This is a genomic window from Stenotrophomonas sp. STEN029, from assembly GCF_056760015.1.
The window spans coordinates 12536-35422 of record NZ_JBRREC010000044.1 but is presented as its reverse complement, the minus strand read 5'-3'; the positions used below and the strand labels follow the sequence as shown (position 1 = coordinate 35422).

Annotated in this window: 24 protein-coding genes; 18 read left to right on the top strand and 6 right to left on the bottom strand. The window is 64.3% G+C overall.

Annotation, left to right across the window (positions count from 1 at the left end):
* Positions 1 to 235 precede the first annotated feature (235 nt).
* Both ACVOLI_RS11375 and ACVOLI_RS11370 read left to right on the top strand, forming a co-directional pair.
* Positions 236 to 991, top strand: coding sequence for a sulfurtransferase (locus ACVOLI_RS11375; RefSeq protein WP_481614494.1), 756 nt, complete (start codon positions 236 to 238; stop codon positions 989 to 991).
* A 128-nt stretch (positions 992 to 1119) separates the two neighbouring features.
* On the top strand, positions 1120 to 2112 hold the full coding sequence (locus ACVOLI_RS11370; protein ID WP_481614492.1) for an LLM class flavin-dependent oxidoreductase: 993 nt from the start codon (positions 1120 to 1122) through the stop codon (positions 2110 to 2112).
* Positions 2113 to 2317: 205 nt separating this feature from the next.
* Here ACVOLI_RS11370 and ACVOLI_RS11365 read toward each other — a convergent pair whose 3' ends face one another.
* Together ACVOLI_RS11365 and ACVOLI_RS11360 are read right to left on the bottom strand one after the other, a co-directional pair.
* Positions 2318 to 2992, bottom strand: a complete 675-nt coding sequence (locus ACVOLI_RS11365) for an exopolysaccharide biosynthesis protein (RefSeq protein WP_481614491.1) — start codon at positions 2990 to 2992, stop codon at positions 2318 to 2320.
* Entirely contained in the window at positions 2976 to 4319 is a 1344-nt protein-coding gene (locus tag ACVOLI_RS11360) for a hemolysin family protein (protein WP_282272630.1), read from the bottom strand. The genes ACVOLI_RS11365 and ACVOLI_RS11360 overlap by 17 nt, the downstream gene beginning before the upstream one ends.
* A gap of 276 nt (positions 4320 to 4595) precedes the next feature.
* On the opposite strand from ACVOLI_RS11360, the gene ACVOLI_RS11355 reads away from it, so the two are divergent.
* Together ACVOLI_RS11355 and ACVOLI_RS11350 are read left to right on the top strand one after the other, a co-directional pair.
* Positions 4596 to 5222 (top strand): DUF47 domain-containing protein, encoded by a 627-nt coding sequence (locus ACVOLI_RS11355; RefSeq protein ID WP_057628278.1) that lies wholly within the window; start codon positions 4596 to 4598, stop codon positions 5220 to 5222.
* A gap of 12 nt (positions 5223 to 5234) precedes the next feature.
* Positions 5235 to 6356, top strand: a complete 1122-nt coding sequence (locus tag ACVOLI_RS11350) for an inorganic phosphate transporter (protein ID WP_481614490.1) — start codon at positions 5235 to 5237, stop codon at positions 6354 to 6356.
* 247 nt (positions 6357 to 6603) lie between these two features.
* On the opposite strand, the gene parE is transcribed toward ACVOLI_RS11350, so the two are convergent.
* Positions 6604 to 8493 carry a DNA topoisomerase IV subunit B gene (gene parE, locus ACVOLI_RS11345; protein WP_481614489.1) on the bottom strand — a complete coding sequence of 630 codons (1890 nt, stop codon included), beginning with the start codon at positions 8491 to 8493 and terminating at the stop codon, positions 6604 to 6606.
* A gap of 157 nt (positions 8494 to 8650) precedes the next feature.
* On the opposite strand from parE, the gene ACVOLI_RS11340 reads away from it, so the two are divergent.
* The 7 genes from ACVOLI_RS11340 (at position 8651) to truD (ending at position 14993) form a co-directional block, all read left to right on the top strand.
* Complete coding sequence (locus tag ACVOLI_RS11340; RefSeq protein WP_282273021.1) at positions 8651 to 8902, top strand: hypothetical protein; 252 nt, start codon at positions 8651 to 8653, stop codon at positions 8900 to 8902.
* A gap of 129 nt (positions 8903 to 9031) precedes the next feature.
* The gene (locus ACVOLI_RS11335) at positions 9032 to 10696 is read left to right on the top strand and encodes a CTP synthase (RefSeq protein WP_481614488.1); all 1665 of its coding nucleotides are present in this window, start codon (positions 9032 to 9034) and stop codon (positions 10694 to 10696) included.
* Positions 10697 to 10988: 292 nt separating this feature from the next.
* Positions 10989 to 12281, top strand: a complete 1293-nt coding sequence (eno, locus tag ACVOLI_RS11330) for a phosphopyruvate hydratase (protein ID WP_481614487.1) — start codon at positions 10989 to 10991, stop codon at positions 12279 to 12281.
* Between the two features lie 5 nt (positions 12282 to 12286).
* A complete protein-coding gene (gene ftsB / locus ACVOLI_RS11325) occupies positions 12287 to 12664 on the top strand; it encodes a cell division protein FtsB (RefSeq protein ID WP_296249134.1) in 378 nt (125 codons plus the stop codon).
* Complete coding sequence (gene ispD, locus ACVOLI_RS11320) at positions 12661 to 13359, top strand: 2-C-methyl-D-erythritol 4-phosphate cytidylyltransferase (RefSeq protein ID WP_481614486.1); 699 nt, start codon at positions 12661 to 12663, stop codon at positions 13357 to 13359. The genes ftsB and ispD overlap by 4 nt, the downstream gene beginning before the upstream one ends.
* A 45-nt stretch (positions 13360 to 13404) precedes the next feature.
* Positions 13405 to 13905 carry a 2-C-methyl-D-erythritol 2,4-cyclodiphosphate synthase gene (gene ispF / locus ACVOLI_RS11315; protein ID WP_296249138.1) on the top strand — a complete coding sequence of 167 codons (501 nt, stop codon included), beginning with the start codon at positions 13405 to 13407 and terminating at the stop codon, positions 13903 to 13905.
* Positions 13902 to 14993 carry a tRNA pseudouridine(13) synthase TruD gene (gene truD, locus ACVOLI_RS11310; RefSeq protein WP_481614485.1) on the top strand — a complete coding sequence of 364 codons (1092 nt, stop codon included), beginning with the start codon at positions 13902 to 13904 and terminating at the stop codon, positions 14991 to 14993. Before ispF ends, truD begins: the two co-directional genes overlap by 4 nt.
* A gap of 175 nt (positions 14994 to 15168) precedes the next feature.
* On the opposite strand, the gene ACVOLI_RS11305 is transcribed toward truD, so the two are convergent.
* Positions 15169 to 15708: a Smr/MutS family protein gene (locus ACVOLI_RS11305; RefSeq protein WP_481614484.1), complete on the bottom strand. Its 540-nt coding sequence runs from the start codon at positions 15706 to 15708 to the stop codon at positions 15169 to 15171.
* Between the two features lie 181 nt (positions 15709 to 15889).
* On the opposite strand from ACVOLI_RS11305, the gene surE reads away from it, so the two are divergent.
* The 5 genes from surE to ACVOLI_RS11280 all read left to right on the top strand — a co-directional run bounded on the left by surE (position 15890) and on the right by ACVOLI_RS11280 (position 19108).
* Positions 15890 to 16669: a 5'/3'-nucleotidase SurE gene (gene surE / locus ACVOLI_RS11300; protein WP_481614483.1), complete on the top strand. Its 780-nt coding sequence runs from the start codon at positions 15890 to 15892 to the stop codon at positions 16667 to 16669.
* Complete coding sequence (locus ACVOLI_RS11295; protein WP_282271936.1) at positions 16666 to 17343, top strand: protein-L-isoaspartate(D-aspartate) O-methyltransferase; 678 nt, start codon at positions 16666 to 16668, stop codon at positions 17341 to 17343. Before surE ends, ACVOLI_RS11295 begins: the two co-directional genes overlap by 4 nt.
* Positions 17344 to 17362: 19 nt before the next feature.
* The gene (locus tag ACVOLI_RS11290; protein WP_303749664.1) at positions 17363 to 17977 is read left to right on the top strand and encodes a YqaA family protein; all 615 of its coding nucleotides are present in this window, start codon (positions 17363 to 17365) and stop codon (positions 17975 to 17977) included.
* Positions 17974 to 18753, top strand: a complete 780-nt coding sequence (locus ACVOLI_RS11285) for a peptidoglycan DD-metalloendopeptidase family protein (protein ID WP_481614482.1) — start codon at positions 17974 to 17976, stop codon at positions 18751 to 18753. The genes ACVOLI_RS11290 and ACVOLI_RS11285 overlap by 4 nt, the downstream gene beginning before the upstream one ends.
* Positions 18754 to 18877: 124 nt before the next feature.
* Positions 18878 to 19108 (top strand): hypothetical protein, encoded by a 231-nt coding sequence (locus ACVOLI_RS11280; RefSeq protein WP_481614481.1) that lies wholly within the window; start codon positions 18878 to 18880, stop codon positions 19106 to 19108.
* Between the two features lie 366 nt (positions 19109 to 19474).
* On the opposite strand, the gene ACVOLI_RS11275 is transcribed toward ACVOLI_RS11280, so the two are convergent.
* Both ACVOLI_RS11275 and yhbY read right to left on the bottom strand, forming a co-directional pair.
* A complete protein-coding gene (locus tag ACVOLI_RS11275; RefSeq protein WP_296249158.1) occupies positions 19475 to 19855 on the bottom strand; it encodes an Mth938-like domain-containing protein in 381 nt (126 codons plus the stop codon).
* Positions 19856 to 19871: 16 nt separating this feature from the next.
* The gene (gene yhbY, locus ACVOLI_RS11270; RefSeq protein WP_282271931.1) at positions 19872 to 20177 is read right to left on the bottom strand and encodes a ribosome assembly RNA-binding protein YhbY; all 306 of its coding nucleotides are present in this window, start codon (positions 20175 to 20177) and stop codon (positions 19872 to 19874) included.
* Between the two features lie 64 nt (positions 20178 to 20241).
* Here yhbY and rlmE point away from each other — a divergent pair, with 64 nt between their 5' ends.
* Both rlmE and ftsH read left to right on the top strand, forming a co-directional pair.
* Complete coding sequence (rlmE, locus tag ACVOLI_RS11265; RefSeq protein ID WP_282271929.1) at positions 20242 to 20874, top strand: 23S rRNA (uridine(2552)-2'-O)-methyltransferase RlmE; 633 nt, start codon at positions 20242 to 20244, stop codon at positions 20872 to 20874.
* 58 nt (positions 20875 to 20932) lie between these two features.
* On the top strand, positions 20933 to 22858 hold the full coding sequence (gene ftsH, locus ACVOLI_RS11260) for an ATP-dependent zinc metalloprotease FtsH (protein ID WP_481614480.1): 1926 nt from the start codon (positions 20933 to 20935) through the stop codon (positions 22856 to 22858).
* Positions 22859 to 22887 lie beyond the last annotated feature (29 nt).

Here is a 22887-nt window from a genome sequence, read left to right as displayed (position 1 = left end):
CCCCCCCACCCCCCCTTGGCCCGGGACGAGGCTCCCCTCGCGTGCCGGCTCGTGCCTGCGGGGGGGCCCGCCCGCCGGCCCCCCCCGCCGCCCCCCCCCCCCCCCCACTACAGTCCCGTCCCTTGCCGCAGGCAAGGGCAGGGTTTGGGGGCTCTTGGGTCTTTCATACATTGCCAGCTTCGCGGCTTACGCCGCTCCCACAACGGCCGTGGGGCCGGTCGTTTAAACTATGCGCATGATCGTCAATACCGCTGCCTACCTCTTCGTTCCGCTGGCTGATGCCGAAGCCTTGACCGCCACCCTGCATGAACGCGCAAAGGCGCTGGAGCTGCGCGGCACCATCCTGATCGCGGAGGAGGGCATCAACCTGTTCCTCGCCGGTAGCAGTGAAGGTATCGAGAGCTTCTACAGCCAGCTCAAGGCCGACGCCCGCTTCGCTGACATGCGGATCAAGTACAGCCACAGCCAGATGCAGCCGTTCGCCAGGCTGAAGGCCAAGTTCAAGCCGGAAATCATCAGCTTCCGCCGCGAAGACGGCCAGCCGCTGGATTACCCGCGCGCACCCAGCGTGGCCCCGGCCACCGTGCAGCGTTGGTTGCGGCAGGGCCATGACGACGACGGCAAGCGCGTGGTGATGCTGGATACGCGCAACTGGCAGGAATTCGCCCATGGCACCTTCGAGGGTGCGTTGACCCTGCCGATCGCCAAGTTCACCGATCTGCCGGCCGCGCTGGAGCCGCACCGCGAGTCGCTGGCCGATGCCACCGTGGTCAGCTTCTGCACCGGCGGCATCCGCTGTGAGAAGGCAGCGCTGTGGATGCAGAACGATGGCATGCACAACGTGCTGCAGCTGGAAGGCGGCATCCTCGGTTACTTCGAGGAAGTCGGTGGTGAAGGCTATGACGGCCGCTGTTTCGTGTTTGATGAACGCGTGTCGCTGGATGCTCAGCTGCAGCCGCTGGTGGACCGGCAGGACGAAGTCCAGGCCTGAGAAGGCATGGGTTTCAAGCCTGCACGGGCGGGACGTGGGAAACAGTGTCCCGATGGAAGCCGCGGTGACTGCATGGAGAATGCGAGGACGAACCCCATGTCCTTCGTATCGTCCACGGAGACCGCAGAATGATCCCCCTTTCCATCCTTGACCTGGCCCCTGTCTGCGAGGGCTCAACCCCGCAGCAGGCGTTTGCCAACATGCTGGAGCTGGCCCAGCACGCCGATCGCTGGGGCTATCACCGCTATTGGCTGGCCGAGCACCACAACATGCCCGGCATCGCCAGCGCCGCGACCGCGGTGCTGATCGGGCATGTGGCCGGTGGCACTTCGCGCATCCGCGTGGGTTCGGGTGGGGTGATGCTGCCCAATCATTCGCCGTTGCAGGTGGCCGAACAGTTCGGCACCTTGGCCTCACTGTACCCGGATCGTATCGATCTGGGGCTGGGCCGGGCGCCCGGCACCGACCAACCCACCGCGCGCGCCTTGCGCCGTTACTTCGACAGCGCCGACCAGTTCCCGCAGGATGTCGCCGAACTGCTGCACTACTTCGCGCCGGTACAGCCCGGCCAGTCGGTGCAGGCCGTGCCCGGCGGCGGCATCCCAGTGCCGGTGTGGTTGCTGGGGTCGAGCCTGTTCAGTGCGCGCCTGTCGGCAGCGATGGGCCTGCCGTTCGCGTTTGCCTCGCACTTCGCTCCGGATTCCATGGATGAGGCGTTGGCGCTGTATCGCCGCGACTTCCGTCCTTCCGAGCACTTGCAGGCGCCTTACGCGATTCTGGCGTTGAACGTGGTTGCCAGTGATTCAGAGGCCGAATCGAAGCGCTTGTTCACCAGCCAGCAGCAGGCGTTCGTCAATCTGCGGCGTGGCACGCCCGGGCGGATTCCGGCGCCGGTGGATGACATCGAGGCGTTCTGGGCACCGCATGAGAAGGCCGGTGTTGAGCGTGCCCTGGCCTGCAGCATCGTTGGCGATGCGGCGCAGGTGGGGGAAGGCTTGCTGGCCTTCGTCGAGCGCCATCGTCCTGATGAAATGATGCTGGCTGCCAACATCTATGACCCTGTGGCGCGCCTGCGTTCGTTCGACCTGGCGATGCAGGCCTGGCAGCGGGTGGCGGTGTAAGCCGTTTGCTCCCTCCCTTTGGCGTAGCCAAGGGGAGGGCTGGGGGGCTTTTTGCCGGTAAAGCCCTTGCCGAGCATGTCTCGGCACTACGCTTCGGCCCCCCCCTTTCGCGTAGCGAAGGGGAGGGCTGGGGAGGGGTGCTTTTTGCTGGTAAAGCCTCTGCCGAGCATGGCTCGGCACTACCGTGGACCGTGGACCGGGGGCGTCAGCTGGTCAGGCGCTCGAACAGTGCGATGCTCTCGCTGATCAGCTGGCCGGAGCCGAAGCCGAAGAACAGGCCCGCGGCAATCGCTGCCAGCCAGTTGAACAGCATCAAGGCGCCATCGCGCTCGATCAGTGCCAGTGCGAACAACAGCAGCTGGAAGCCGAACAGGTAGTTGGTGAACGGAATCGGTAGCGACAGCAGCAGGCCGACCAGCAACAACAGCACGCCGGTCAGCATGCGCGCCGGCAATGGCACGATCAGCACTGCCAGCCGTGGTTTCAGCATCCGGTCCAGGCGTTGCAGCGGTCGGCTGATCTTGCTCAGGAACCTGTGCACGGTGCTGCGCTTGGGGCCGCGTCTGGCAATGAAGCCCGGCAGCCACGGCCGCGACATGCCAAACAACAACTGGCTGCCGATCAGGAACACCAGCGGACTGCTGACCGCACCGCCTATGCCCGGGATCGGGATGAAGGCGGGCAGGATGGCGATGAACAGGAATACGCCGAAGGCGCTCTGTTCCAGGCCTTGCAGAACCTTGCCCAGTGGCAGATGTTCATCCGGGTCGCCGCGTTCGAACATCGCCAGTAGCGTGCGGATGCCTTCGTTGCGATAGCCGCCGGTATCCGTCCTGCCGGCGTCCGGCGTGGTGCCGTCCGGGTCAACCGGTGGTGTCATCGGCATCTTCTTCCGGCAGCCTGCGCAGCAGCAGCTTGTCGATGCGGGCACCGTCGAGGTCGACGATCTCGATGCGCCAGCCGGCCCAGTCGAAGTATTCGCCCGCGTGCGGAATACGGCCGAAGTAATGCATGCACATGCCGGCGATGGTGTAGTAATCGCCTTCCTCCGCATCCGGCAGCTCGGCGCCGTTCATCAGCTCCTGCAGGTCGTCCACCGGCAGCGAGCCATCGACCAGCAACGAGCCGTCTTCGCGGGTGACAACCAAGGCGTCGTCGTCGGTGTTCTCGGTTGCCTGCAGGCGGCCAACCACCGCGCCCATCAGGTCGGAGATGGTCACCAGACCCTGGATCTCGCCGTACTCGTCCACCACCAGTGCCATTGACTGGTGTTCCTCGCGGAAGATCTCCAGCAGCTTCATCGCGTGGGTGGACTCGGAGACGTACAGGGTCTCGCGCAGGTTCTCGAACAGGCTGTGGCTGCCGCCGCTGAGGCGGGTCACCAGGCTCTTGACCTCGAGGATGCCGGCGATGTCCTGGTCGTTGCCGCGATACACCGGGTAGCGCGAGAACGAGTGGTCACGCATGGCGGACAGGTTCTTCTCCGGGTCGGCGTTGGTGTCCAGCCAGGCGATGCGGTTGCGTGGGGTCATCAGGCTGTCGGCGGTGCGGTCGCCCAGGCGCATGACGCGGTTCATCATGTCGCGCTCGTGGCTGTCGATCACGCCCTGCTCATGGCTCTCGGCCACCAGCATGCGGATCTCCTCTTCACTGACCGAGGCCGATTCGGTCTTGCCCAGGCCGAGCAGGCGCAGCACCAGCCGGGTGGAGTGCGAGAGCAGCCAAACGCCGGGGGCGGCGATGCGGGCCAGCCAGCTCATTGGCACCGCGACAATGCCGGCGATGTCTTCGGAACGGGTCAAGGCGACACGTTTGGGTACCAGTTCGCCGAAGATCAGCGTCAGGTAGGTGATCAGCGCAACGGCCAGGGTCTTGCCGATGAACTCCGACCAGGGCTGGGTGGCGCCAAACAGCGAGAAGTTCGCCGACAGTGCCGGGAACAGGGCCTGCAGGTGCTGGGCAATGGCACCGCCGATCGCGTCACCGCCGTAAACACCGGTCAGGATGCCGATCAGGGTGATGCCGATCTGCACCGTGGACAGGAAATTCTCGGGCTTCTCGGACAGGGCCAGGGCGCGGGCGGCACGTTTGCTCGAGCTGGCCAGCTGCTTGAGGCGGCTCTTGCGCGAGGTCATGACCGACATTTCGGACATGGCAAAGAAGCCGTTGAGCAGAATCAAGGCCAGTACGATGAAAAATTCAAACACGGGTCTCTCCCCGGGTTGGTGACAGGGAGGGCGGGTGCTTGCAGTGGCGGCGGCCGCTCAGGGGCGGAATCCGGCGCTGTGGCGGGGGATAAGGGTCGTCGTCCATAGGGTGCGCCGCGAGGGCGCTTGGCGATATTAGCAAACCCCCGGGGCTCTGGTACGACCGGCCGTTCACATTTCAGATGTAAAAAAGACGTCAGGAATACCCTGAATGCCATCTAGCCGTCATAATTCGCCCTTGGTGCCGTCCCTCCCGCGACGGCGAATAGGCTCCCCATGTTTTCGTTGCAGACCATCTTTGGCTCCGGCAAGCAGTTCTATACCTACCTCGACGAGGCCGCGCAGGCCGCCTATGACGGTGCCAAGGCACTGCACAGCATGATGCGCGAGGCCGATCGTCAGCCGGCGCTGGATGCGTTCAAGCTCGCCCGTCTGCGCGAGCGCGCCGCCTCGGACAAGATCAGCCAGGCGCTGGTTGACAGTTTCATGACCCCGATCGAGCGCGAGGACATCGAAGCGCTGGGTTCGGCGCTGTACAAGATCCCCAAGCAGATCGAGAAGTTCGCCGACCGCTACTCGTTGGCCGTGCAGCATCTGGACCAGATCGACTTCGCCCCGCGCGCGGCGATGCTGGAGCAGGCCGCAGGCGTGGTGGTGGAAATGGTCAACGACCTGCGCCACATGAACCTGGACCGCATGACCGCGCTCAACGAGAAGCTGCGTTCACTGGAAAACGAAGCTGACCGCCTGATGTTGGAGCTGTACCGCGACATCTACTCCGGTCGCCTGGACAACCTGCAGATGTTCCTGCTCAAGGAATTCTTCGAGATCCTGGAAAAGGCCATCGACCGTTGCCGCGAAGCCGGCGTGGTGGCTTACCAGATCGTGCTCAAGAACAGCTGACGGGGACGCTCTATGCTCACCCTCGTCCTGGTGGTGATTCTGGCCGCGCTCGTCTTCGAGTTCATCAACGGCTTCCACGACACCGCCAATTCAATTGCCACCGTGGTGGCAACCAAGGTCCTGTCGCCCGGTTGGGCGGTGATGTTGGCCGCTTTCATGAACCTGATCGGCGCGCTCACCGGCACCGCCGTCGCGCTGACCATCGCCAATGGCCTGCTCAACACCGACGTGGTCGATGTGACCCCGCAGGTGATCCTGTGCGCGTTGCTTGGCGGCATTGTCTGGAACCTGATCACCTGGTGGAAAGGCCTGCCATCTTCGTCCTCGCACGCCCTGATCGGTGGCCTGTGTGGTGCCGGCCTGGCCGCGGCGCACAACAACTGGGATGCGCTGATCTGGTCGCAGAACCTCGGCAACTGGGCGCAGAACAAGGGCCTGTTGTGGAAGGTGTTCGTGCCGATGATCACCTCGCCGATCGCCGGCTTCCTGCTCGGCGTGGTGGTGATGTGCCTGTTGTGGGCGATCATCGCCGGCATGGCCCGCGTTGGCGGCATGCTCGGTCGGCTGGCGCGCCCGCGTTGGGTCAATGCCTTCTTCGGCAAGGCACAGATCGTCTCGGCGGCGTACATGGGCTTTGCCCATGGCCACAACGATGCGCAGAAGACCATGGGCATCATCGCGATGACCTTGGTTGGTGCCGAGGCGACCGGTGCGTTGAACGACCTGCCGTCGTGGCTGGCCTTCATGCATCCCGATGCCAACGCTGGCAACGGCATCGCGATGTGGATCGTGCTGACCTGTGCGGTGGTGATGGCAGCCGGCACCGCCTCAGGCGGCTGGAAGATCATCAAGACCCTGGGTCACAAGATGGTCAAGCTGCACCCGATCCACGGCTTTGCCGCGGAGACCAGCTCGGCCACCATCCTGACCCTGGCTGCGCACTTCGGCATGCCGGTCTCGACCACCCACAGCATCTCTACCGCGATCATGGGTGTTGGCTTCGCCAAGAACCCGCGTTCGCTGCGCCTGGGTGTGATCGAACGCATCCTGTGGGCCTGGATCCTGACGATTCCGGCGGCAGGTGGTTGTGCTTACCTGATCCTGCGTCTGTTCGAAATGGTGGGTTGGAACTGAGTCAGTCGGTTCGCAGTCTGCAAAAAAAAAACCGCCAGCGATGGCGGGTTTTTTGTTGGGGCGCGGCTGCTTGTAGGAGCGGCGTAAGCCGCGAAGCCGGTGCTGCTGGCGGGTCAGGGATCTTTGCCATCTGAAGATGTGCTTGCTTCGCGGCTTACGCCGCTCCCACAAAAATAAAATGGCGGCGCGCGGCCAACAAAAAGCCCGCCGGTGAGGGCGGGCTTTCGGTGCAGCGAGATTGCTTGGATCAGGCTTCCAGTGAGGCCAGGTCGCCCTTGCTCTCCAGCCAGCCCTTGCGGTCCGGGGCGCGCTTCTTGGCCAGCAGCATGTCCATCAAGGCCGAGGTCTGCTCGCTGTCGTCCACGGTCAGCTGCACCAGGCGGCGCGTATCCGGATGGATGGTGGATTCGCGCAGCTGCGAGGGGTTCATCTCGCCCAGGCCCTTGAAGCGGGTGACGCTGACCTGGCCGCGGATCTTCTCGCGCTCGATCTTGTCCAGCAGCGAGCGCTTTTCTTCCTCGTCCAGCGCATAGAACACCTGCTTGCCCACATCGACGCGGAACAGCGGCGGCATTGCCACGAACACGTGGCCAGCGTCCACCAGTGACGGGAAGTGACGCAGGAACAGGGCGGTCAGCAAGGTAGCGATGTGCAGGCCGTCGGAGTCGGCGTCGGCCAGGATCACGATCTTGCCGTAACGCAGGCCGGACAGGTCGTCCTTGCCCGGGTCGCAGCCGATGGCGATGGCCAGGTTATGCACTTCTTCCGAGGCCAGCACGCTGCCCGAGGCGACTTCCCAGGTATTCAGGATCTTGCCGCGTAGCGGCAGGATGGCCTGGAAATCCTTGTCGCGGGCCTGCTTGGCGCTGCCGCCTGCCGAGTCACCTTCCACCAGGAACAACTCGGTGCGCGACAGGTCCTGGCTGATGCAGTCGGCCAGCTTGCCGGGCAGGGCCGGGCCCTGGGTGACCTTCTTGCGGGTGACCAGCTTCTCGGTCTTCAGGCGCGCGCTGGCACGCTCAATGGCGATCTGCGCGATCTTTTCGCCCAGTTCCACGTTCTGGTTCAACAGCAGGCTGAAGGCGTCGTGGGCGGCGCCTTCGACGAAACCGGCGGCCTGGCGTGAGGACAGGCGTTCCTTGGTCTGGCCGCTGAACTGCGGATCGGTCATCTTCAGTGACAGCACGAAGGAGACGCGGTCCCAGACATCTTCCGGGGCCAGCTTGACGCCGCGCGGCAGCAGGTTGCGGAAGTCGCAGAACTCGCGCAGCGCCTCGGTCAGGCCGGTGCGCAGGCCGTTGGCGTGGGTGCCGTGCTGGGCGGTCGGGATCAGGTTGACGTAGCTTTCCTGCACCAGCTCGCCTTCCGCCAGCCAGGCCACGGCCCAGTCAACGATCTCGGTTTCCTTCTTCAGCGAACCGGCAAACAGATCGGCCGGCAGCATTTCACGCTCGCCCAGCTCGGCCTTCAGGTAGTCGCGCAGGCCGTCTTCGTAATACCAGGTGTCGACTTCGCCGGTGGCTTCGTCGGTCAGCTTCACGGTCAGGCCCGGGCACAGCACCGCCTTGGCGCGCAGCAGGTGGCGCAGTGCGCGCACATTGAACTTGGGCGTGTCGAAGTACTTGGGGTCGGCCCAGAAGCGCACGCGGGTACCGGTGTTCTTCTTGCCGACGCTGCCGACCACTTCCAGCGGGCTGGCGCGGTCGCCATCGCGGAAGGTGATGCGGTGCTCGCTGCCGTCGCGGCGGATATGGATCTCCACCAGCGTGGACAGGGCGTTGACCACCGATACGCCGACGCCGTGCAGGCCGCCGGAGAAGGTGTAGTTGCGGTTGTTGAACTTGCCGCCGGCGTGCAGCCTGGTCAGGATCAGTTCGACGCCCGGGATTTTCTCTTCCGGGTGGATGTCCACCGGCATGCCGCGGCCGTCATCGCTGACCTCGCAGCTGCCATCCTTGAACAGGGTGACTTCCACGGTCTTGGCGTGGCCGGCCAGGGCCTCATCGACCGAGTTGTCGATCACTTCCTGCGCCAGATGGTTCGGGCGGGCAGTGTCGGTATACATGCCAGGACGGCGTTTGACCGGGTCCAGGCCAGAGAGGACTTCGATGTCAGCGGCGTTGTAACGGGCGTTCATGGATCTCGGTAGGGCGCAAATCGACGTGGGAGTGTGCGGTCTGGCGGCGATTTTTGCACGCAGGGCATTCAGGGCCGGGGCAGCTGCGACGAGGTATCCTGTATCCGGTTCCAAAAAGGCCCGCCATTCCAGGCGGGGCAAGCCGAGGAGGTTTTGGATGAAAACATCAAAATTGCTGGCCCTGGGTGTTGTTGTCGCTGCCGTTGCCGCCGTTCCCTTCGTGATGGCGCAGAGCGCTGACAAGGGCAAGGCTGCCGAGGCCGCGCAGGCTGCCCCGGTCGACAAGGCGCAGAGCGAGGCCGAGCAGAAGGCCAAGCGCCGCGCTGCCGCCGCTGCCCAGGACAAGGCCAAGGCTGACCAGCCGGCGCCGCGTGAAGAAGAGGAAGAGGAAGCCCGTCGCCGTCGCTGACGCGCTTTTGCTGAGTTTCAAGGACGCCCCGGCGCAGGTCGGGGCGTCTTTTTTTTAATCCGTCGCATCCAGTGCTTGGGTGTTTTGGCGACAACCTTTAAACTAGGGCTTTCCGGGAGGCAGTGAGCCGTGACCCCCCTTATTTTTGTTACCGGTGGTGTGGTGTCCTCGCTAGGCAAGGGCATCGCAGCCGCGTCCCTGGCCTCGATTCTCGAGGCGCGTGGCCTGAAGGTCACCATGATGAAGCTGGATCCGTACATCAACGTCGATCCAGGCACGATGAGCCCCTTCCAGCATGGCGAGGTCTACGTCACCGACGACGGTGCCGAGACCGACCTCGATCTGGGCCATTACGAGCGTTTCGTCCATAACCGCCTGAGCCGCAAGAACTCGGTGACCACCGGGCGTATCTACGAGAACGTGATCCGCAAGGAGCGCCGTGGTGATTACCTGGGCGCGACCGTTCAGGTCATTCCGCACATCACCGACGAAATCCGCCGCTGCATCGACGAGGCCACTGCTGGCTTCGACGTGGCGCTGGTGGAAATCGGCGGCACCGTTGGCGATATCGAGTCGCTGCCGTTCCTGGAGGCGATCCGGCAGGTGCGCACCGAGCGTGGCCCGGAGAAGGCGCTGTTCATGCATCTCACCCTGGTGCCGTACATCGGTGCCGCCGGCGAGCTGAAGACCAAGCCGACCCAGCACTCGGTCAAGGAACTGCGCTCGATCGGCATCCAGCCGGACGTGCTGCTGTGCCGTTCCGAGCATGCAATCCCGGACTCGGAGCGCCGCAAGATTTCGCTGTTCACCAATGTTTCCGAGCGCGCCGTGATCAGCGTGCCGGACGTGGAAGTCCTGTACCGCGTGCCGATGGGCCTGCATGCGCAGGGTCTGGACGAGATCGTGGTCAACCAGCTCAAGCTCGGTGACAAGGCTGGTCCGGCCGACCTGTCCGAGTGGGAGTCGGTGCTGGATGCGGCGCTGCATCCGCTGGACGACGTCACCATCGCCGTGGTCGGCAAGTACGTCGACCATCAGGATGCGTACAAGTCGGTGGGCGAGGCGCTCAAGCACGGCGGCCTGCGCCAGCGCACCAAGGTCAACCTGAAGTGGCTGGAAGCGCAGGAACTGGAGGAATCCGGCCTGTCCGCGCTGGACGGCGTCGACGGCATCCTGGTGCCGGGCGGCTTCGGTGACCGTGGTTTCGAGGGCAAGGTGCTGACCTCGCAGTATGCCCGCGAGCACAAGGTGCCGTACTTCGGCATCTGCTATGGCATGCAGGCGGCCGTGGTGGACTACGCCCGCCATGTGGCTGGCCTCGAAGGCGCCAACAGCACCGAGAACGACCGCCAGTCGCCGAATCCGGTGATCGGCCTGATCACCGAATGGCGTACCGCCACCGGTGAAGTCGAGAAGCGCGACGAGAAGTCCGACCTGGGCGGCACCATGCGCCTGGGCCTGCAGGAGCAGCGCCTCAAGCCGGGCACCCTGGCCCGCGAGCTGTACGGCAAGGACGTGGTGGCCGAGCGTCACCGCCACCGTTACGAGTTCAACAACCGCTACCGCACCCAGTTGGAAGACGCGGGTCTGGTGATTGCCGGCAAGTCGATGGATGACACGCTGGTGGAAGTGGTCGAGCTGCCGCGTGACCAGCACCCGTGGTTCCTGGCCTGCCAGGCACACCCGGAGTTCCTGTCCACCCCGCGTGGCGGCCATCCGCTGTTCATCGGCTTCATCCGCGCCGCGCGCGAGAAGAAGGCCGGCGGCAAGCTGTTGCAGGAAGCCCGCGCCTGAAAAGGTAGTGCCGAGCCATGCTCGGCAGGGGCGTTACCCGTGGCGTGTGAATGAAGGCGAGCTTCGCTCTCCTTACCCTCATCCGCCCTTCGGGCACCTTCTCCCACAGGGAGAAGGGCAAGGTGCTACCCAAACAAGGCCCGCCCAGTGCGGGCCTTGTGCGTTTCAGCGGCCCGCGCCGCTTTCAGGCGAAAGCAACGGCCGCGCCAGCCTGCGCTTCGTTTAAACTCCCGGCTGGTATTTGTGTTTCCCGTCGATAACAGACTCTCCTGAACGAGCCTAGCCCCCAGACATGACCAACATCGCCAAGATCCACGCCCGTGAAATCCTCGACAGCCGTGGCAACCCCACGCTGGAAGCCGAAGTCACCCTGGCCGACGGCTCGTTCGGCCGCGCCGCCGTCCCGTCCGGCGCTTCGACCGGCACCAAGGAGGCCGTGGAGCTGCGCGATGGCGACAAGACCCGTTACCTGGGCAAGGGCGTACGCAATGCCGTGGGCAACATCAATGGCGTGATCGCCACCGCACTGGCCGGCTTCAATGCCGAAGATCAGGAAGGCCTGGACCGCCGCCTGATCGATCTGGACGGCACCGAGAACAAGGGCCGCCTCGGCGCCAATGCGCTGCTCGGTGTTTCCATGGCCGCCGCCCACGCGGTCGCCACTTCCAAGAAGCAGGCGCTGTGGCAGTACCTGGCCGCCAAGACCGGCGCCACCCCGTCGCTGCCGGTGCCGATGATGAACATCATCAACGGTGGCGCACATGCCGATAACAACGTCGACTTCCAGGAGTTCATGGTGTTGCCGGTCGGCTTCAGCTCGTTCAGCGAGTCGCTGCGCGCCGGCACCGAAATCTTCCACGCGCTGAAGTCGGTGCTGAAGGGCCACGGCCTGAGCACGGCGGTGGGCGATGAAGGCGGCTTCGCGCCGGACTTCCGCAGCAATGTCGAGGCGCTGGACACCATTCTGGAAGCCATCGGCAAGGCCGGTTACACCGCCGGCGAAGACATCCTGCTCGGCCTGGACGTCGCTTCCAGCGAGTTCTACGAGAACGGCAAGTACAACCTGGTTGGCGAGAACAAGCGCCTGACCTCCGAGCAGTTCGTCGACTTCCTGGCCGACTGGAGCGCGCAGTACCCGATCATCAGCATCGAGGACGGCCTGGCCGAGAACGACTGGGCCGGTTGGAAGTTGCTGACCCAGCGCGTTGGCAACAAGGTGCAGCTGGTCGGCGACGATCTGTTCGTCACCAACCCGAAGATCTTCGCCGAAGGCATCGAGTCGGGCACCGCCAATGCCATCCTGATCAAGGTCAATCAGATCGGCACCCTGACCGAGACCCTGGAAGCCATCGCCATGGCCGACAAGGCCGGTTATGCGGCCATCGTCTCGCACCGCTCTGGCGAAACCGAAGACACCACCATCGCCGACATCGCCGTGGCCACCACTGCCACCCAGATCAAGACCGGCTCGCTGTGCCGCAGCGATCGCGTGGCCAAGTACAACCAGCTGCTGCGCATCGAGGAAGCCCTCGGCAGCGGCGCGCGTTATGCCGGCCGTGACGCGTTTGTCTCGCTCAAGCGCTGATCGTCATGCGTAATTGGCGCTGGCTGCTGCTGGTGCTGGCGGTACTGCTGGGATTGCTGCAGTACCGCTTCTGGTTTGGCCAAGGCAACTCGGGCGAAGTGATGATGCTCGAGGCGCAGGTGGCCAACCAGAAGCGTGACAACGACGGTCTGCAGCAGCGCAATGATTCCCTGGCGGCGGAAGTCCAGGACCTCAAGGATGGCGAGGCTGCCATCGAGGAGCGTGCGCGCAGCGAACTGGGCATGATCAAGCCGGGTGAGAAGTTCTACCGGGTCGTCGAGGACGCCCCGGTGGCTGCGCCCGTGGTGCCTGCGCCTGCCGCGGCGACGGAACCGTCGGCCGGGCAAGGCAACCAGCAGTCGCCATCGGAGAACATCCCGTGATCCTGCAGACCTGGGCGGTGGTTCCCGCGGCTGGGCGCGGCGCGCGTTTTGGTGGTCCGGTGCCCAAGCAGTACCTGTTGGCCGACGGTGAGCCGCTGCTCGCGCACACCCTGCAGTCCCTGCTTGCCCATCCCGGCGTGGCCGGGGTGATGGTGGCCATTGCCGAGAACGATGCCGATTGGCCGGGTTGGACTTCGTTTGCTGACAAGCCGGTGCTGACCTGCGTGGGAGGAGAGACCCGCGCGGCGTCGGTATTGGCAGGCCTGCAGGCGCTGCCGGAGAGCGTGCGTACCGATGACTTCGTGCTGGTCCACGACGCCGCGCGGCCAAATCTGGCGGCGACCGATCTGAGCCGTTTGCTGGAAGTGGGGCGTGCTGATCCGGTCGGTGGCATTCTCGCCGCGCCGGTGCGCGACACGCTCAAGCGTGCTGGCGATGATGGTGGCATTGACGGCACCGAGCCGCGTGAGCGCCTGTGGCGCGCGCTGACCCCGCAGTTGTTCCGCCGCCATCAACTCACGCGCGCGCTGCTCGATGCGGCTGCAGCAGGTGTCGATGTCACCGACGAGGCGATGGCGATGGAGCGCCAAGGCGTGCGCCCGTTGCTGGTTGAAGGCGCCGAGAGCAATTTCAAGGTCACCACCCCGGCCGATCTGGCCCGTTTCGAATTCGAGCTGTCGCGGCGCGGCAGCTGATCCCTTGCCGGCGCGTTGGCGCCGGCTCTGCCAAGAAGTACTGCCATGAACTCTTCTGTTTCCTTCCCTCCCATCCGTATCGGCCAAGGCTATGACGTGCATGCCTTTGGTGAGGGCGACCACATCATGCTGGCCGGCGTGCGCGTGCCGCACAGCCGCGGCGTGCTCGCGCACAGTGATGGCGATGTCGCCCTGCATGCGCTGTGTGACGCAATGCTCGGTGCGCTGGCGCTGGGTGACATCGGCGTGCACTTCCCGCCGTCCGACGATCGCTGGAAAGGTGCGGACAGCAGCCGCTTCGTCAGTCATTGCAATGAACTGCTGCGCGAGCGTGGCTGGCAGGTCGGCAATGTCGACATCACCGTGATCTGCGAGCGGCCCAAGGTGGGCCCGCATGCACTGGCGATGCGTGAGACGGTTGCGCAGCTGTTGGCGATCGATCTGGATCGGGTCAGCATCAAGGCCACCACCAGTGAGAAACTGGGCTTCACCGGCCGCGAAGAAGGTATCGCCGCGCAGGCCGTGGCCTTGCTGGTGGCTGCATGATCGCGCTGCCGCAGGCCTTTGGTGAGCCGGTACTGACTGCGGCCATCCGCAGCATGCCGGAAGATTTCCAGGTTGATGAAATCCCTGCGTTCGAGGCGACGGGTGAGGGTGAGCACCTGCTGCTGGACATCCGCAAGCGTGGCGCCAATACCGTGGCGATTGCCAAACAGTTGGCGCAGTGGGCGGGCGTGCCGGAAATGGGCGTCAGCTATGCCGGGCAGAAAGATCGGCATGCGGTGACCACGCAGCGCTTCAGCGTGCACCTGCCCAAGCGCGTGGCGCCGGATCTGGCGCTGCTGGAGTCGGACGAGCTGCATGTGCTGGCGTCGACCTGGCACAACCGCAAGCTGCAGCGTGGCGCATTGGCGGGCAACCGCTTCAAGCTGGTGCTGCGTGGTGTGCAAGGTGACAAGGCGGCCATCGAGGAGCGCCTGCAGATTGTCGCTGCACGCGGCCTGCCAAACTGGTTTGGCGAACAGCGCTTTGGCCGCGATGGCGGCAATGTGCCGGCGGCGCTGCAGATGTTTGCTGGCCGCCGGGTGCGCAAGGACCAGCGTTCGATGCTGCTGTCCGCCGCGCGCTCTGCATTGTTCAACCGCGTGCTGGCCGCGCGCGTGGAACAGGGCAACTGGGACACGGCGCTGGAAGGCGAGGTGTGGATGCTGGACGGCAGCCGTTCGGTGTTTGGCCCGGAGCCGATGAGCGAGGTGCTGGCCGAGCGCCTGGCGCGTTTCGATATCCACCCCAGCGCGCCGTTGTGGGGCGTTGGTGAGCTGCGCGCGACCGATGCCGCACGGGCATTGGAAGATCAGGCCCTGGGCGATGAGCAGGCCTTGGCGCTGCGTACCGGGTTGGAGCAGGCTGGGCTCAAGCAGGAGCGCCGTTCGTTGCGCCTCAAGCCCATGTTGATGCAGCACCAGTGGTTGGCCGATGACGTGCTGGAGGTGTCGTTCGCATTGCCACCGGGCTGCTACGCCACCGCGGTGCTGCATGAACTGGGTGAAGTGACCGACGCCAGTCGCAATGAGATTGCGGGGAGTCCGGCAGCCGAAGCCGAGGCATCGAGCGAAGAGAGCGCCGCTGACTGAGTACGGCTGGTCAGATCGTAGCCCGGGTAAGCGCAGCGCACCCGGGAAGCAGGATCCAGTGGTACTTCAATATGCCTCATGCGTCGCGAACAGCCCCGGGTGCGCTGCGCTTACCCGGGCTACAGAGACTGCGGTGCCGCGCCGTCCATGCGAATCGGCTGGCCGAGCGGATCGCTCAGCGATTGGCCAGCAATACCAGAACCGCACCGGTGCCGCCCTGGGTCGGCGGCGCGGAATGGAACGCCAGCACATCATTGCGCTGGCGCAGCATGCGGTCGACCAGGTTCTTCAGCACCGGCGCACCGCCATCCGACTGCAGGCCTTTGCCGTGGATGATGCGCACGCAGCCGTGTTCATGTGCGCGTGCCTCCAGCAGGAACTGGCGCAGCAGGTTTTCGGCCTGGGCGGCGGTGGCGCCATGCAGGTCCAGTTCGTCCTGTACCGAATACTGGCCACGCTTGAGCCGCTGGAACATCTGAGGTGGCAGGTTGTCGCGCCGGTAGCTGGCGTTGTCGCCGGCTTCCAGCGGCTTGCTGGAACGCAGCAGGCGCGCAAATTCGCCCAGGGCCTGGGATTCATCCTGTTCTGCCATGCGTGCGCGCGGCTTGGGCCGTGGCTTGCCGGTAGCCGGTGCTTCCACCGGGCGCATCGGCGTCATTTCGCCAATGGCCGAGCGGAACAGGGCAGCGTCATCTTCTTCATCTGGGTACGACATTCCTACAGCGTAACGTGCGCACGATCGCAGGCAAGCCCCGGGTGGGTGGAAAGTGCCGCGGTGCATTCCGGTATCATGGTCGCTCAGGTCGGTCCGTCACGGTGATGTACTAACCGGAGGTTCCGGCGATTGCGGCGCTGAGTGGGAGCGTCGCGTGTTGATCCAGTAACCCAGGCCTTTAATGCGCGTACTTGTATCAAATGACGATGGTGTGGACGCCCCCGGCATCAAGATGTTGGCCGAGGAGCTTCGCAACGCCGGACACGAAGTCACCGTGGTGGCGCCGGACCGTGATCGCTCCGGTGCATCCAACTCACTCACGCTGGATCAACCGGTGCGTCTGCGCCGCATTGACCACTACACCTGCGCGGTGGCGGGTACGCCGACCGACTGCGTGCATCTGGCACTGACCGGCATGCTCGAATTCGAGCCGGACATCGTGGTGTCAGGCATCAACAATGCTGCCAACCTCGGCGATGACGTGATCTATTCGGGCACGGTGTCGGCGGCGATGGAAGGGCGCCACCTCGGCCTGCCCTCGGTTGCGGTATCGCTGGTCACCCACAAGCACGAAGCCAAGAACTTCGTTACTGCCGCACGCGCTGCGGTGGAGATAGTGTCGCGGCTGATCGCCGATCCATTGCCGGCCGACACCATCCTCAACGTCAACGTGCCGGACCTGCCTTGGGATCAGATCCGAGGCTTCGAGGTTACCCGGCTTGGCAACCGCCATCGCGCCGAAGCCTGTGTTCCTGCGAACGATCCGCGCGGCAATACCGTGTACTGGATCGGCCCGGCTGGCAGTGAACAGGACGCCGGTCCCGGCACCGACTTCCACGCGGTGCGTACCGGGCATATTTCGATCACCCCGATCCAGGTCGACCTGACCCGCTATTCGGCGCTGGAAAAGGTCGCCAGCTGGGTCGGTGGGCTGACCGAAACCCTGGGGAAGCCTGAATGACGCCGCGCCTGCGCCTGCAGCCGGAGGCCGTGGGTATCGGCATGACCTCGCAGCGGGTGCGCGACCGTCTGGTCGACCGCCTGCGCGAAGTGGGCATTGCCGATGAGGCCACGCTCAACGCCGTGCGCGTGGTGCCACGGCACCTGTTCATTGATGAGGCGCTGGCCTCACGCGCCTATGAGGACACCGCACTGCCGATCGGCCATGGCCAGACCATCTCCCAGCCCTGGGTCGTGGCGCGCATGACCGAAGTGGTGTTGGCGGTCGCGCCGAAAAAGGTGCTGGAAGTCGGCACCGGCTCGGGGTACCAGGCCGCCATTCTTGGCGCGTTGGGCCTTGAGGTTTTCACTGTCGAGCGTATCGGTGACCTGCTGCGGCAGGCGCGCAAGCGCTTCCGGCATCTGGGCATGAACATCCGCACCAAGCACGACGACGGCCGTATCGGTTGGCCAGAGCACGGCCCGTACGATGCCATCGTGGTGACGGCTGCTGCGCCGGCGCTGGTGGATGCCTTGATCGACCAGTTGGCCGTCGGCGGCCGCCTGGTGGCACCGGTTGGCGGGCCGGGCGGACAGGTGCTGTTGCAACTGACCCGGCAGGCCGATGGCACCATTGTCCAGGAAGAGCTGGCGCCGGTGAGCTTCGTGCCATTGTTGCCGGGCATGCTGGACTGAGAACAGGACTACTCACTGAATGAAGATTTTCGGGCCGTTATACGACCGCGCCATGGTTTGGGCTGCCAATGAACGTGCGCCCACTTATTTGACCGTGCTCAGTTTCATCGAGGCCATCATCTTCCCGGTGATGCCGGAAGTGATGCTGATGCCGATGTGCGTGGCACAGCCGCGCAAGGGGTGGCGCTTTGCGACCCTGAGCCTGATTGGTTCCATGGCCGGCGCGATGGTGGGTTATGCGCTGGGCCACTACGCCTTCGAGGTGATCAAGCCGCTGTTCGAGGCGATGGGCATGCTGCCGGCGATTGAAAGCGGTATCGCTACCCTGCAAGCCAAGATGGCGGAGTCGCCATGGGCGGTGTTCACCTTCCTGGTGCTGGGTGGCTTCATGCCCATCCCGATGAAGGTCTTCACATGGGCCTCGGGTATCGTCGGCGTGCCGTTGCCGCAGTATGTGTTGAGCATGCTGGTTGGGCGCGGCAAGCGGGTTTATTTGTTGGCGGCGGTGATCCGCTTCGGCGGCGCACAGGCGGCTGAGCGGTTGCGGCGCTGGATTGAGCCATTGGGCTGGATTGCCACCGCATTGGTGGTGGGCCTGGTGGCGTGGCTGGTCTGGAGGGCTAAATTCGCATGAATGCATTGATGGTGGGCAAGAGCTTGGGCAGGGCGCTGGCCGTTCTGGCGGTGGTCTCGTTGGCGGCGTGCGGAACTGCCACGGTGGTGAAGCCCTCGGGCGGAAGTTCGGGTTCATCTGCCTCGACCACGCCGCGCACCTCCGTCCCTAAACCAGGACAGACGGCCATCGTGCGTCGTGGCGACACCTTGTTCGGCATTGCCCGGATCAACAACATCACCCCGCGTGATCTTGCTGCCTGGAACGGCCTGTCCGAGCCATACACGATCTATCCGGGGCAGGCGCTGCGGCTGTATCCGGGCGGGGCGACGGCCAGCCGGCCACCGGCTGCTGGGGGTTCAACGACCACCACCACCCGTCCGGTAACGCAGCCAACGGTGGTTGCACCCACGCCAGTCAATAGCGGCATCGGCTGGCGCTGGCCTGCTGAGGGTGCCCTGGTGGGCCGTTTTGTCGCGGGTGAAGCCACCAAGCAGGGCGTGGATATCGCAGGCAGCAGCGGCCAGGCGGTACGTGCCGCGGGTCCTGGTGTGGTGGTGTACTCCGGCGCAGGCCTGGTCGGTTATGGCGAGCTGATCATCATCAAGCACAACGACCAGTGGCTGTCGGCCTACGGCCACAACCGCAAGCGTCTGGTCAACGAAGGGCAGAACGTGAAGGCCGGTGACCAGATTGCCGAGATGGGTCGCACCGGCACCTCGCGCGACATGCTGCACTTCGAGATCCGCTACAACGGCAAGCCGGTTGATCCGCTGGTCTATCTGCCGAGCCGCTAGATGTCTGCGGTCCCGTCCTGATCATCGGGCGGGACCTGCAGCAGATGTATCAGGCCCAATAGTCGAGGGCGGTGCCGGGATTGCTTCGGTGCTGTGATGGCATCCATGTTTGAGGAGGGGGCAGGTGCAGAAGCCGAGGTACTGGTTCCAGGCTGCAAGCAATGGGCAGGGTTGGAGCTGGCCCCTGGCCTGGCAGGGCTGGGTGGTATACGCGCTGGTGGCAGTGCTGTTGCCGGCAGGATTTCTGTTGTTTCCGCCCACGACCAGTCCGGTCGCGTTCGCCGGCTTCCATGCTTGCGTGGCGGTGTCGATGCTGCTGGTGTGTTGGCTGAAAGGTGAGCCGCTGGCCCGCTAGAGAGCAAGATGAAGGATCCGGTGTCACCGGGTTCTTGATATCTGCAGGTGTGGCAGGAAATTTGGCAGGCGCTGCGGCTTTACCTGTAGTGCAGAGCCATGCTCGGCAGCGGCTTTCCCAGTGATGCGCCAGCACGCACCGGACTGTGGGAGCGGTGTAAGCCGCGAAGCTGATGAGCCATCTGATGCATTGCCTGTAAGGCCCTTGCCGAGCATGGCTCGGCACTACAGGGAGGCATTCGGCCTTGCCAGCAGGGGCCGAATCAGGTGTCGTCGGGATTGCAGGCATGTCTGCGGGCTGATCAATCGTCAGCTTCGCGGCTTACGCCGCTCCCACAAAAAAGCGCCGGCGCAGCGTGGCTGCGCGCTACGGGGTGCTTTCCAGGATGATGGCCATCACCACGCGGCGGTTCTCGCCGGCTAGCACGTTGTACGTGCGTGCGGCCGAGGCGTTGTTCATCACTTCGATGCCGATGCCGCGGGTCAGGCAGGCGGCCATGATCGCCGCTGGCGGGAAAATCTGCTTGTCGCCGGTGCCAAGGATCACCAGCGCCGGATTCAGTTCCAGCGCGGCGTCCAGATCTTCGGCGCGCAACTCGGCCACCGATGCAACCGGCCAGTCTTCAATCAAGCTGTTCGGTGCAAGGATGAAGCTGCGGCTCAGCGCGCGGTCGTTCACCTGCGCATGGCGGCCATCGGCCGAGCGCAGGGAATAGATGTAATCGGGGAGCTCGCGGCTGAACTGCATGGGTGTTCCTCGGCGATCAGCCGCGCGGCAGCACGATCTGGCGCTTTTCCTTGGCCGGGCGATACAGCACGGCAACGTGGCCGATGCGCTGTACCAGGGCGGCGCCGCTGGCCTGGATCAGTTCGCCGATCAGGGTGTCACGGGCTTCGCGGTCTTCGGCGGCAACCTTCACCTTGACCAGTTCATGGCGCTCCAGCACCTCGTCCAGTTCGGCCAAAAAGGCCGGGGTGACCCCTTTGCCACCGATCTGCAGCAGTGCTTTCAGGTCGTGCGCGATGCCGCGCAGGAATCGGTTCTGGGCCGAGGTCAGGACGATGGACATGCAGGACTACAGGTAATCAAGGGGGTTCAGGGTATCATGACCACCCCTGTGAGCCCCATTGCCAATGCCTTCCCGTAGCAAAAGTAGCCAGCGCTGGCTGAAAGAACATTTCTCCGATCCCTTTGTGAAAAAGGCCCAGAAGGAGGGCATGCGCTCGCGCGCGGCCTACAAACTGGAGGAGCTGCTGGAGCGTGACCGCCTGCTGAAGCCGCATATGGTGGTGGTCGATCTGGGGGCCGCGCCGGGTGGCTGGTCGCAGCAGGTGCGCAGGCAGATGGGCGACACCGGCCGTGTCTTGGCGCTGGATATCCTGGAGATGCCGCCCTTGGCTGGCGTGGAGTTCCTTCACGGGGACTTCAGGGAAGAAACGGTCCTATCGCAGTTCGAAGCCATGGTTGGCGACCAGCCGGTAGACCTTGTGCTGTCGGATATGGCCCCCAATAAGAGTGGTATGGATGCGGTTGACCAGCCGCGGATGATGCACTTGGCGGAGTTGGCGATGGATTTTGCCGACAACCATCTCAAGCCGGGTGGGGCGTTCCTGATCAAGTTGTTCCAGGGCGTTGGCTTTGACGACTACGTGCGTGAACTGCGCCGTCGTTATGAAAAAGTCGCCATTCGCAAGCCGGATGCCTCGCGCAAGCGTTCACCTGAGGTTTATGCCCTCGGGCAGGGCAAGCGCACCCAGATAAAGTAAGCTCAGCCATACGACTTTTCAGTAATTAGTATCTAGAGGGACACCGGAGCCGATGAGGATGAACGACCTGACCAAGAACCTCCTTTTATGGGTGGTTGTCGCCGTCGTGCTGATGGTGGTGTTCCAGAGCTTCGCTCCACGCAGTGGGGCAGCCGCCGCTGGCGATGCACGCAATTACACGCAGTTCCTGCAGGAAGTGGATGCGGGCAGGATCAAGTCGGTCGAGTACACCGACAAGACCACGCTGACCACCAACCACCTGCGCTTCAAGCGCGCTGATGGTTCCGACGGTGCGCTGTACGCACCGGCCGACCCGAAGCTGCTGGACCAGCTGTATTCCAAGAACGTTGAAGTTGCCCGTCAGGAACCGGCTGGCCCGAGTTTCTGGGGCATCGTGCTGCAGTTCCTGCCGATCCTGCTGCTGATCGGCTTCTGGATCTTCATGATGCGCCAGATGCAGGGCGGTGGCGGCGGTGCCAAGGGCGCGATGTCCTTCGGTAAATCCCGCGCCAAGCTGCAGGGCGAAGACCAGATCAAGGTCACCTTTGCCGACGTTGCGGGCTGCGACGAAGCCAAGGAAGAAGTTGGCGAGCTGGTCGAGTTCCTGCGTGACCCCTCCAGGTTCACCAAGCTGGGCGGCAAGATCCCGCGCGGCGTGCTGATGGTTGGTCCGCCGGGTACCGGCAAGACCTTGCTGGCCCGCGCCATTGCCGGCGAGGCCAAGGTCCCGTTCTTCGCGATCTCCGGTTCGGACTTCGTCGAGATGTTCGTCGGCGTCGGCGCCAGCCGCGTGCGCGACATGTTCGAGCAGGCCAAGAAGCATGCGCCGTGCATCATCTTCATCGACGAAATCGATGCCGTTGGCCGTCACCGCGGCTCCGGCACCGGCGGTGGCCACGACGAGCGCGAGCAGACCCTGAACCAGATGCTGGTCGAGATGGACGGTTTTGAAGGTGGCGAAGGCGTGATCGTGATCGCTGCCACCAACCGTCCGGACGTGCTGGACAAGGCGCTGTTGCGTCCGGGCCGTTTTGACCGCCAGGTCATGGTTGGCCTGCCGGATATCAAGGGCCGCGAGCAGATCCTGCGCGTGCACCTGCGCAAGGTGCCGGCCGCAGACGACGTGCGTCCGGAAGTGCTGGCGCGCGGTACCCCGGGCTTCTCCGGTGCCGATCTGGCCAACCTGATCAATGAAGGCGCCCTGTTTGCGGCTCGTCGCAACAAGCAGGAAGTCGACATGAAGGACTTCGAGGACGCCAAGGACAAGATCTACATGGGTCCTGAGCGCCGCAGCATGGTCATGCGTGAGGAAGAGCGTCGTAATACCGCTTATCACGAGTCTGGCCATGCCGTCGTCGCCATGTCGCTGCCCAAGGCCGACCCGGTGCACAAGGTCACCATCATGCCGCGCGGTTGGGCGCTGGGCCTGACCTGGCAGCTGCCTGAGCACGACCACATCAGCAAGTACAAGGAGCGCATGCTGGAAGAGCTGGCGATCCTGTTCGGCGGCCGCATTGCTGAAGAGATCTTCGTCGGCGAGATGTCGACCGGTGCCTCCAACGACTTCGAGCGCGCTACCAAGCTGGCCCGGGGCATGGTCACCAAGTACGGCATGTCCGATGTGCTGGGCATCATGGTCTACGCCGATGAAGAAGGCGGCTATGGCATGCACAGCAAGACCATTTCCGAGGCCACCCAGCAGAAGGTGGACGCGGAAATCCGTCGCATCCTCGACGAGCAGTACAACGTTGCGTACCGGATCCTGGACGAAAAGCGCGACATCGTCGAAGCGATGACTGCCGCGCTGCTGGACTGGGAAACCATCGACGCCGAGCAGGTCAAGGCGATCATGGAAGGTCGCAAGCCGTCGCCGCCAGCAGGTTGGGTGGACAAGGGCGGCAACAACGACCGTGCCGACGACGGCAAGGGTGGCGACGCTCCGCAGCCGGTGACGCCGATCACCGACCCGGCCGGCCAGCACTGAGCCGGCAGCAGCATCGATACAAACAGAAC

Bases quoted from the DNA above. Each gene is read 5' to 3' on its own strand.
- ACVOLI_RS11375 (WP_481614494.1), top strand. From the start codon at position 236: ATGATCGTCAATACCGCTGCCTACCTCTTCGTTCCGCTGGCTGATGCC.
- ACVOLI_RS11370 (WP_481614492.1), top strand. From the start codon at position 1,120: ATGATCCCCCTTTCCATCCTTGACCTGGCCCCTGTCTGCGAGGGCTCA.
- ACVOLI_RS11365 (WP_481614491.1), bottom strand. From the start codon at position 2,992: ATGACACCACCGGTTGACCCGGACGGCACCACGCCGGACGCCGGCAGG.
- ACVOLI_RS11355 (WP_057628278.1), top strand. From the start codon at position 4,596: ATGTTTTCGTTGCAGACCATCTTTGGCTCCGGCAAGCAGTTCTATACC.
- ACVOLI_RS11350 (WP_481614490.1), top strand. From the start codon at position 5,235: ATGCTCACCCTCGTCCTGGTGGTGATTCTGGCCGCGCTCGTCTTCGAG.
- parE (WP_481614489.1), bottom strand. From the start codon at position 8,493: ATGAACGCCCGTTACAACGCCGCTGACATCGAAGTCCTCTCTGGCCTG.
- ACVOLI_RS11340 (WP_282273021.1), top strand. From the start codon at position 8,651: ATGAAAACATCAAAATTGCTGGCCCTGGGTGTTGTTGTCGCTGCCGTT.
- eno (WP_481614487.1), top strand. From the start codon at position 10,989: ATGACCAACATCGCCAAGATCCACGCCCGTGAAATCCTCGACAGCCGT.
- ftsB (WP_296249134.1), top strand. From the start codon at position 12,287: ATGCGTAATTGGCGCTGGCTGCTGCTGGTGCTGGCGGTACTGCTGGGA.
- ispF (WP_296249138.1), top strand. From the start codon at position 13,405: ATGAACTCTTCTGTTTCCTTCCCTCCCATCCGTATCGGCCAAGGCTAT.
- truD (WP_481614485.1), top strand. From the start codon at position 13,902: ATGATCGCGCTGCCGCAGGCCTTTGGTGAGCCGGTACTGACTGCGGCC.
- ACVOLI_RS11305 (WP_481614484.1), bottom strand. From the start codon at position 15,708: ATGTCGTACCCAGATGAAGAAGATGACGCTGCCCTGTTCCGCTCGGCC.
- surE (WP_481614483.1), top strand. From the start codon at position 15,890: ATGCGCGTACTTGTATCAAATGACGATGGTGTGGACGCCCCCGGCATC.
- ACVOLI_RS11295 (WP_282271936.1), top strand. From the start codon at position 16,666: ATGACGCCGCGCCTGCGCCTGCAGCCGGAGGCCGTGGGTATCGGCATG.
- ACVOLI_RS11290 (WP_303749664.1), top strand. From the start codon at position 17,363: ATGAAGATTTTCGGGCCGTTATACGACCGCGCCATGGTTTGGGCTGCC.
- ACVOLI_RS11285 (WP_481614482.1), top strand. From the start codon at position 17,974: ATGAATGCATTGATGGTGGGCAAGAGCTTGGGCAGGGCGCTGGCCGTT.
- ACVOLI_RS11275 (WP_296249158.1), bottom strand. From the start codon at position 19,855: ATGCAGTTCAGCCGCGAGCTCCCCGATTACATCTATTCCCTGCGCTCG.
- yhbY (WP_282271931.1), bottom strand. From the start codon at position 20,177: ATGTCCATCGTCCTGACCTCGGCCCAGAACCGATTCCTGCGCGGCATC.
- rlmE (WP_282271929.1), top strand. From the start codon at position 20,242: ATGCCTTCCCGTAGCAAAAGTAGCCAGCGCTGGCTGAAAGAACATTTC.
- ftsH (WP_481614480.1), top strand. From the start codon at position 20,933: ATGAACGACCTGACCAAGAACCTCCTTTTATGGGTGGTTGTCGCCGTC.